Source organism: Sphaerisporangium rhizosphaerae (assembly GCF_042665155.1).
Taxonomy (GTDB): domain Bacteria; phylum Actinomycetota; class Actinomycetes; order Streptosporangiales; family Streptosporangiaceae; genus Sphaerisporangium; species Sphaerisporangium rhizosphaerae.
On sequence record NZ_JBHTCG010000013.1, the window covers coordinates 222331 to 230032 of the forward strand.

Consider the following 7702-nt stretch of genomic DNA (forward strand, 5'->3'; position numbering starts at 1 on the left):
GGCTCCAGCCTAATGTTCAAGAAGCTTCCCGGCGATGAGACGGCGCGCTTGGTCTCCACCACGCCGGACACCGCCGTCGTCTTCCGCCCGGCCGTCGTCCAGACCCCGGCCGTCCTGACCGTCGCCATCGCCGTCTGGCGCATGCTCACCGGTGCGCTCGGCCTGGTCTGGCGGCACCCGATCGCGCTCACCATCACCGCAGGCCTCGGCGTCATCTGGACCCGATACGGCTACCTGCACGTCCTCACGCTCGCGGGCCTGGCTATCGCGACTGGCGTCTCGTGGGCACTGGTCGACCGGCCCTCGTTCCTGCGGCTGGTCGGCTGGCCCCTGCTGGCCTGGTGGCGTTTGGTCACGGTCTACCGGCGTCACTGGCAGCCGGTGATGATCGTCTCCGGGCTGGGACGGTATCTGCGGGGGCGCGACTGCCTTCCTCGGCTGCTCGCCGTCACCTGCACGCCGTGGGCGGACCTGGTCACGGTGAAGATGCTGTCGGGGCAGGCCGTCACCGACTGGACCGACCGCACCGAGCATCTCGCCCATGGGTTCGGTGCCACCTCCTGCCGGATCACCGTCCAGCGCTCCGGCCGACTCCAACTCACCTTCCCGCGCAGCGACCCACTCGCCATCCCGCTCCCGGCCATCCCCATACCTGAGACAGCTTCGGCTGGGCCGGTACAGGTTGGCATTCAGGAGAACGGCCATCCGTGGCTGCTCAAGCTGCACGGCACTCACGTCCTGGTCGCCGGAGCCACCGGGGCCGGCAAGGGCTCGGTGATCTGGTCGGTGATCCGTGGCCTGCTGCCCGCCGTCCGCGTCGGGCTGGTGCAGGTGTGGGCGCTGGACCCCAAGCTCATGGAGCTGTCCTACGGCCGCGCCATCTTCGGCGACCGCTACGCCGCCGACCCGGACGCTTGTGCCGATCTGCTGGATGCGGCGGTCAAGGTCATGCAGGAGAGGGCGGGCCGGTTCGCCGGCGTCCAGCGCAACCACACGCCCACCGTAGAGGACCCGTTTGTCCTGGTGGTCGTCGACGAGGTCGCCTTCCTGACCGCCTACCAGCCCGACAAGCACCTTCGCCAGCGCGTCACCGCTGCTCTCGCCACCTTGACGACCCAAGGGCGCGCGGTCGGTGTCGGCGTGTTGGCCGCGCTGCAGGACCCGCGCAAGGAGGTCATGAACATCCGCAACCTGTTCCCCGACAAGATCGCCCTGCGGCTGGACGAGTCCGAGCAGGTGGACATGGTCCTCGGCGACGGAGCCCGGGACAGGGGAGCACTCGCCGACCTCATTTCACCCCGCCCGGAAGCCGGGGCCGGCATCGGGTACGTGCGCCTGGAGGCCAGCCCTGACCCGGTCCGGGTGCGGGCAGCGTACGTCTCTGACGCCGACATCCGGGCGATGGCCGCCGAGTTCGCCCCGGTGGGTGAGGCCGTATGACGCTGACTCACTTCCTCGACGGCCTGCGTTGCGAGGTGTGCCGCTGTCTCAATGTCCTGTGGCTGGACCCGGCGTGCGGGCTGGTCGCGTGCCAGGAGTGCGGACAGACCGCCGTGACGCTTCCGGCCGAGGACGGCGGTGGTGATCGATGACCAATGCGAACGACCGGTCGCTGCCTCGGGCGGTGCGGATGGCGATGCCGCTGGCGCGGGATGTCGTCGAGCAGATCGCCAAGCAGTACGGCGTGTGCATCCGTCCCGTCGCGCTCCAACGGCTGGACATCGCGACCGGCAAGTCGGAGATCATCGATGTTCCCTGCGGCGCGACGCTGGAGTCCAAGTGCCCCTCCTGCGCGAAGCGCAACAGGCAGCTTCGGATGGCGCAGTGCCGAGAGGGATGGCACCTGGAAGCCGAGCCGATCAACACCCCGGACGAGGCGGACGACTATCAGCGCTGCCTGGTCGAAGTTCGGGCCGACGCTCAGGTGTGGCGGGATCAGGCCGAGGCCGCTGGCGAGTCCACCGAAGAGTTGGACGCCGCGATCATCGAGCTGGACGAGGAGATCAACGATGCCGGGATGCGTGGCAACGTCCTCGGCCGGACGACGGGCAAGCGGTGCCGGTCGACCAAGCGGCGCCAGGATACCCCGGACCTGCCCAGGCGCAAGATGAGTGCCTCGACCCTCGGCCGGGTGTTCCATGCGACGGACGGCAAGATCTTCCGTCCGTCGATGTTCCTGACCCTCACCCTGCCGTCGTACGGGCGCATCGAGGACGGCGTCCCCATCGACCCGAGCACCTATGACTACGTCCGAGCGGCTCGGGATGCGCTGCACTTCTCCAAGCTGGTGGATCGGTTCGTGCAGAACCTGCGCCGGGTGGCCGGCTTCGATGTGCAGTACTTCGCCGCCGTGGAACCGCAGAAGCGGCTTGCCCCGCATCTGCACATGGCCGTCCGCGGGACGCTGCCGCGTGCGGAGATCAAGCAGATCGCTGCGGCGACCTACCACCAGGTCTGGTGGCCTTCAGTCGATGAGGTGAAGTACGAGGGCTATCACCTGCCCGTCTGGTCCGATGGCGTCGGCTACCTCGACCCGGCCACGGGAGAAGTCCTGCCGACCTGGGATGAGGCGCTCGACATGCTCGACGCTCACGAGGGGGCGGAACCGCTGCACGTGGTGCGCTTCGGCAGGCAGGTCGATGTCCAAGGCGTGCTCGCCGGGACCAAGGATGCCGACCAGTGCATCCGGTACCTGTCCAAGTACCTCACCAAGTCCATCGGCGACACCCTCGACCCGGACAACCAGGCTCAGCGGCTCCACGCCGAACGGCTGGCGGATGCGCTGCGGTTCGAGCCGTGCTCGCCAACCTGCCCGAACTGGCTGCGGTTCGGGGTGCAGCCCAAGAGCGCGAAGGCAGGCATGGCTCCGGGCCGGTGCCGGGGCAAGGCGCACAAACCGGAGCACCTGGGCTACGCGGGTCGGCGGGTCCTGGTGTCGCGGAAGTGGTCGAACAAGACGCTGACCGAGCACAAGCAGGACCGGCGTACCTGGGTTCTGGATGCCCTCGGCGTCGCAGACGAGCCGGTCGACCCGCACCGCTATGTCTGGCGTCCCGTCCCGCATGGCGATGCCAACGTGCCACCCCTGGCCCTACGGCTGCTGCGGTCGGTTCATGAGCGGCAGCGGTGGCGCAACCACATGAACCAGCTGCAGGCGCAAGGAGACGGACAGGATCTTTCGGCAACTGAAGGGAAAGCTGCATGAGCAAGCGTGACGAGCTGATGACCGTTCCCGACATCCTCACCGAGCTGGGCGGGGTCTCCCTCCGCACCTTCTACCGCTGGCGGGAGATTGGAAAGGCGCCCAAAGGCTTCAAGCTGCCCAACGGCGAGATCCGGGTCTACCGGAGCGACTTCGAGGCCTGGCTGGAGACGCTGCGGGAAGCCGCATGACGACCAGCTATGACGTCAAGTTCTGGGACATCCGCCGGAACAAGTCGAGCAAGACGGCGTCGTACGAGGTGCGCTGGAAGGTCGGCGGCAGGGAGAAGTCCAAGACTCTTCGCACCAAGGCCCTGGCCGAGAACTTCCTGTCCGACCTGCGGCAGGCGGCTCGGCGCGGAGAGGCTTTCGACGTCGAGCGCGGGCTGCCCGAGTCGCTGGTCAAGGCCAAGACCGCGCGGACCTGGCTGGAGTTCGCCCAGGCGTATGTACTGGCCAAGTGGCCGCACTCTGCGGCCAAGTCGCGCGAGGGCATCACCGACACGATGACCGGCGTCACGCTCGCCTTGCTGCGAGACCGGCCGGGTAAGCCCGAGCTTCGGGTCTTGCGGTCGGTACTGCGGGGGCATGTCTTCCTGCCCGATGGCCGGCGGGGGAGTCTGGACCCGGAGCACGCCGTAGCGCTGCGCTGGCTCCCCAGTGCTTCGCTGCCCATGGTCGAGCTGAAAGAGGCCAAGACCGTGCGGGCCGTGCTAGAGGCCCTGTCGGTCACCCTCGACGGGACGCGGGCCGCTGACTCCACCTTCCGGCGTAAGCGGGCGGTGTTCCATCATGCGTTGGAGTACGCCGTCGAACTCGGGGATCTTTCGGCAAATCCGCTGGACCGGGTGAACTGGAAGCCCGCCAAGGTCTCGGGAGAGGTGGACCGGCGGGTCGTGGTCAACCCGGCGCAGGCTCGGGAACTCCTCGTGGCCGTCACGTATGTCGGACGGTCGCGCGGGGCGATGCTCGCCGGGATGTTCGCCTGCATGTACTTCGCCGGCCTTCGACCTGCGGAGGCGGCGGGGCTCCGGGAGAAGGACTGTCATCTTCCGGCAACTGGGTGGGGCCTACTGACCTTGGAGGAGACGCGGCCAGAGAGCGGGCGACGGTTCTCCGACTCGGGGAGCACCCATGATGTCCGCGGGCTCAAGCAGCGTCGGCGCAAGGCCATCCGGGATGTGCCGATCCCGCCGGAGCTGGTGCGCATTCTTCGCGAGCACGTTGAGCTGCACGGCACCGCGGCTGACGGCCGGCTCTTCCGGACCGCGACTGGCGGCGTCTTCTCCACGACGGCGTACGCCAAGGTCTGGAAGGAGGCACGGACGTATGCGCTGATACCTGATCAGGTCGCGTCGCCCCTGGCCGGCAGGCCGTACGACCTGCGCCATGCGGCCGTCTCGCTCTGGCTCAACGCCGGCGTCCCAGCACCGGACGTGGCCGAACGGGCTGGGCACAGCGTGGACGTGCTGCTCCGTGTCTACGCGAAGTGCGTCGACGGGCAGCGGGAGATCGCGAACCAGCGAATAGCCGAGGCGCTGTCGGCGTGAGGACGATCTACCATCGGAGGGTTGCGGTCATCCCGTGGCCCTCTGTTTTTATGCCTCTGACCTGGGAAAACGTCGCTGCATCCATCCCGTGTATATCCCGTGAGGGGTGGCTGGGAGCTGCTTTGGGTGGCATCCGGCTGCGGGTGGGGGCGGTCGGCGATCAACGTAAAAGACCAGGTCAGCGGGTGGGTGACCTGGTCTGGGAGGCGCGCCCTGCAGGATTCGAACCTGCGACCGTCGGATTAGAAGTCCGATGCTCTGTCCAGCTGAGCTAAGGGCGCTCTCGGATAATTGTGCATGATCTGCGGAGCGCCCGCGTACCGCTTGGTCGGTGGCGTGCCCTCCCGGGTGTGCTTCGCAATGGATTGTATGGGCTGGTGGGCGGCGGGGTTGGTGATCAGGCGTAACAGGCCGCGTACGGCAGGTGTTCTCGAAGTGTAGGCATGGGTGGGGACGCGGCGGTGGGTGCTGTGACGGGTTATGGGCGAGGGTAGGGCCGCACCGGTCGTCCGTGGGTGCTGGTGGATGTTGTTTGGCACCGTCGCTTCCGGGGGGTGGGGTGTTGAGTGTTGTCTGCCGTCGTCGCTTCGGGCGTGGTGCTGGCCGGCGGGGACGGGTGTGGCTGGGGCTGGGGGAGGGGTGATCTTTGGGGTTATCGTGGCGTTCGTGCGTGGTGGCGGGAGAGTGTGGATTGCGGCGGTGGTGTCGTGAACACGGCGTGGGTGGTGTGGGGTGGGCTGGTCCTCGGGTCGTTCGCCGTGCTGGAGACGATCGCGCTCCTGAACCACCGCGAGGGGGACACGCTGTCGGAACGGCTCCGTGAGTGGCTGGGCATCTACCCGGTCAAGCATTGGCGTCTCGCCGCCAGCGCGGCCCTGCTGGGGTTTCTGGTCTGGTTCGGCTGGCACATCGTCTTCCAGCAGTAGGTGTCGGGGTTGAGTCCCCGCTGCTCGGACGTGCGCCATGCGCCGCATCAGGGCGCCTCATGCCCGCATCGCTCCCTGGGCCATGTCCGCATCGCTCCCTGGACAAGGGTGCGCCGGATCGGCTTCTGGCGTGGTGCGGGCCCTGCCGCGCCTTCGGGCCATCTTCGAGTGATCGCCCCCGGGTGGGAGATTCCGATGGAAGGGCGACGTGCGGCTCGGGTGGCCATTGATCACGTGGAAGGGTCCTGCCGGTGGACCGCTGTGACGGTGCGGTCCACCGGCGGGGTGGGGCGTTTTGGGGTTGGACCGCCGGCAGGGTGGGTGGGGTGTTCCCGGTTGGACCACCACCAGGGGTGGGGCGTTCGGGGGTCGGACCCCCGGCGGGGTTGGGGTCTTCGAGGTTGGACCGCCGGGGATGAGGTGTTCGGGAGTTGGACCCCCGGCGGAGGTGGGGCGTCGGGGTGGGCGTTCGGGGTTAGAAGTTCTTGGTGCGGACGGACCAGGGGGACTTGTTGGCCAGTTCGGACAGGATGTACGAGCGGGCCGTGGCGTTGCCGTTGAGGGTCATGTCGAGGAAGTGGACCACCGCGGTCATGCCGTCGGTCCGCTGGGAGCCGGTGATGAAGCCGGTGTGGCCGGCCTGCGGGTGCTCGGCGAGTACGGCGGGCACCTGGACCAGGTCGTAGTTGGCCCGGGTGTTGTCGTAGGCGATGTCGGAGGACCCGCCGTCCATGAACAGCACCGGGCTGTGCAGCTTGTTGAGCTCCGAGCGGGAGTAGCCGAAGGAGCCGTCGGCGAACAGGCCGCTGTCGAGGGAGATGACGCTCTTGACCCGCGAGTCGGCGCCGGCGACCAGCGCTTCGAGTCCGCCGCAGGAGTGGCCGGCGGTGGCGACCTTGGACAGGTCGAGGCGCTGGTAGAGCGCTGAGCCGCTGCGGGAGTTCTCCTGCTGTGCCCAGCTGATCGCGTCGGTGAGCAGCGACGGGATCGGGTTTCCGCTCGCCACGCCGTTCGAGGAGCCGTCGACCGACGCGGTGTCCACGACGACGAAGCCGTGGGCCGCGATGAAGGTGAGTATCTGGACCACTTCGCTGCCGTCGGTGTGCGCGCAGGCGCCGTTGCCGAAGGCCAGGACGGGCAGGGTGCCCTGCACGGACGCCGGGTTGGACGGCCGGTACACGGTGTAGCGGTTGGTGCCGTAGGCGCCTTCACGGGTCACCGAGTAGTTGTTCTCGATGGCCGGACGGCCCGGCGAGGTGGGGGTGGGGGTCGGCGTGGGGGTCACGGTCGGCGTCACCGTCGGGGTGGGAGTGGGGGTGGGGGAGCTGGTGCCGCCGCTCCAGGTCCACTTCTGGTTGTTGCCGCCGTGGCAGGTGTAGAGCTGGATGGTGGTGCCGTTGGCGGTGCCCTGTCCGGTGGCGTCCAGGCACAGGCCGGACTGTACGCCGGTGATGGAGCCGTCGGAGTTGTAGCGCCACTGCTGGTTGGTGCCGCCGTGGCAGGAGTAGATCTGGATCTTGGCGCCGTTGCCGCTGCCGCCGGCGTCCAGGCACTTGTTGCCGTAGACCCGGATCTCACCGGCCGAGGTGGAGGACCAGGTCTGGTTGGTCTGGTTGTTGCAGTCCCACAGCTGGACGCCGGTGCCGTCGGTGGTGGAGGCGTTGGGCACGTCCACGCATCGGCCGGATGCGACACCCTTGATCGGACCGCTCCCGCCGCCACCGGGACCAGTGGGAGTGGGGGTCGGGGTGGGGGTCACCGTCGGCGTCACCGTGGGAGTGGGGGTCGGCGTCGGGGTGGGGTTGGGAGTGGCCGAGTTGAGGGCGTTGAGGACCGAGGTGTAGGCCTGCTTCTTGTTGCCGTTGCTGTCGAACAGCAGGGGGCTGGTGTTGGCGCCGAGCCAGGAGTCGCTGTCGCGTACGCCCCAGACGGTGATGCCGACGCAGCGGGACACCGCAAGGCAGTCGTTGGCCACCGACTGGTAGGTCTGCGCGGAGCCGCCCTGGATGTCCAGTTCGGTGATCG

The 7702-nt window shown here is 68.3% G+C and carries 7 protein-coding genes and 1 tRNA gene; 6 read left to right on the forward strand and 2 right to left on the reverse strand.

The window, feature by feature from the left end:
* Window positions 1-12 precede the first annotated feature (12 nt).
* Genes ACFQSB_RS21155 through ACFQSB_RS21175 form a run of 5 tightly spaced genes read left to right on the forward strand, consistent with a single transcriptional unit; the run spans window position 13 to window position 4751 of the window.
* Window positions 13-1440, forward strand: coding sequence for an FtsK/SpoIIIE domain-containing protein (locus tag ACFQSB_RS21155; RefSeq protein WP_380828563.1), 1428 nt, complete (start codon window positions 13-15; stop codon window positions 1438-1440).
* A complete protein-coding gene (locus tag ACFQSB_RS21160; protein ID WP_380828564.1) occupies window positions 1437-1592 on the forward strand; it encodes a hypothetical protein in 156 nt (51 codons plus the stop codon). The genes ACFQSB_RS21155 and ACFQSB_RS21160 overlap by 4 nt, the downstream gene beginning before the upstream one ends.
* Window positions 1589-3205: a replication initiator gene (locus tag ACFQSB_RS21165; RefSeq protein ID WP_380828565.1), complete on the forward strand. Its 1617-nt coding sequence runs from the start codon at window positions 1589-1591 to the stop codon at window positions 3203-3205. Before ACFQSB_RS21160 ends, ACFQSB_RS21165 begins: the two co-directional genes overlap by 4 nt.
* Window positions 3202-3393 carry a helix-turn-helix transcriptional regulator gene (locus ACFQSB_RS21170; protein WP_347628742.1) on the forward strand — a complete coding sequence of 64 codons (192 nt, stop codon included), beginning with the start codon at window positions 3202-3204 and terminating at the stop codon, window positions 3391-3393. Before ACFQSB_RS21165 ends, ACFQSB_RS21170 begins: the two co-directional genes overlap by 4 nt.
* A complete protein-coding gene (locus ACFQSB_RS21175) occupies window positions 3390-4751 on the forward strand; it encodes a tyrosine-type recombinase/integrase (RefSeq protein ID WP_380828566.1) in 1362 nt (453 codons plus the stop codon). Before ACFQSB_RS21170 ends, ACFQSB_RS21175 begins: the two co-directional genes overlap by 4 nt.
* Before the next feature lie 207 nt (window positions 4752-4958).
* Here ACFQSB_RS21175 and ACFQSB_RS21180 read toward each other — a convergent pair.
* A tRNA-Arg gene (locus ACFQSB_RS21180) sits at window positions 4959-5032 on the reverse strand.
* Window positions 5033-5458: 426 nt separating this feature from the next.
* Between ACFQSB_RS21180 and ACFQSB_RS21185 the strand changes: the two genes are divergently transcribed.
* Window positions 5459-5677 carry a hypothetical protein gene (locus ACFQSB_RS21185; RefSeq protein ID WP_354841463.1) on the forward strand — a complete coding sequence of 73 codons (219 nt, stop codon included), beginning with the start codon at window positions 5459-5461 and terminating at the stop codon, window positions 5675-5677.
* A 475-nt stretch (window positions 5678-6152) separates the two neighbouring features.
* On the opposite strand, the gene ACFQSB_RS21190 is transcribed toward ACFQSB_RS21185, so the two are convergent.
* On the reverse strand, window positions 6153-7702 hold a 1550-nt coding region (locus ACFQSB_RS21190), incomplete at its 5' end, for a ricin-type beta-trefoil lectin domain protein (RefSeq protein WP_380828567.1).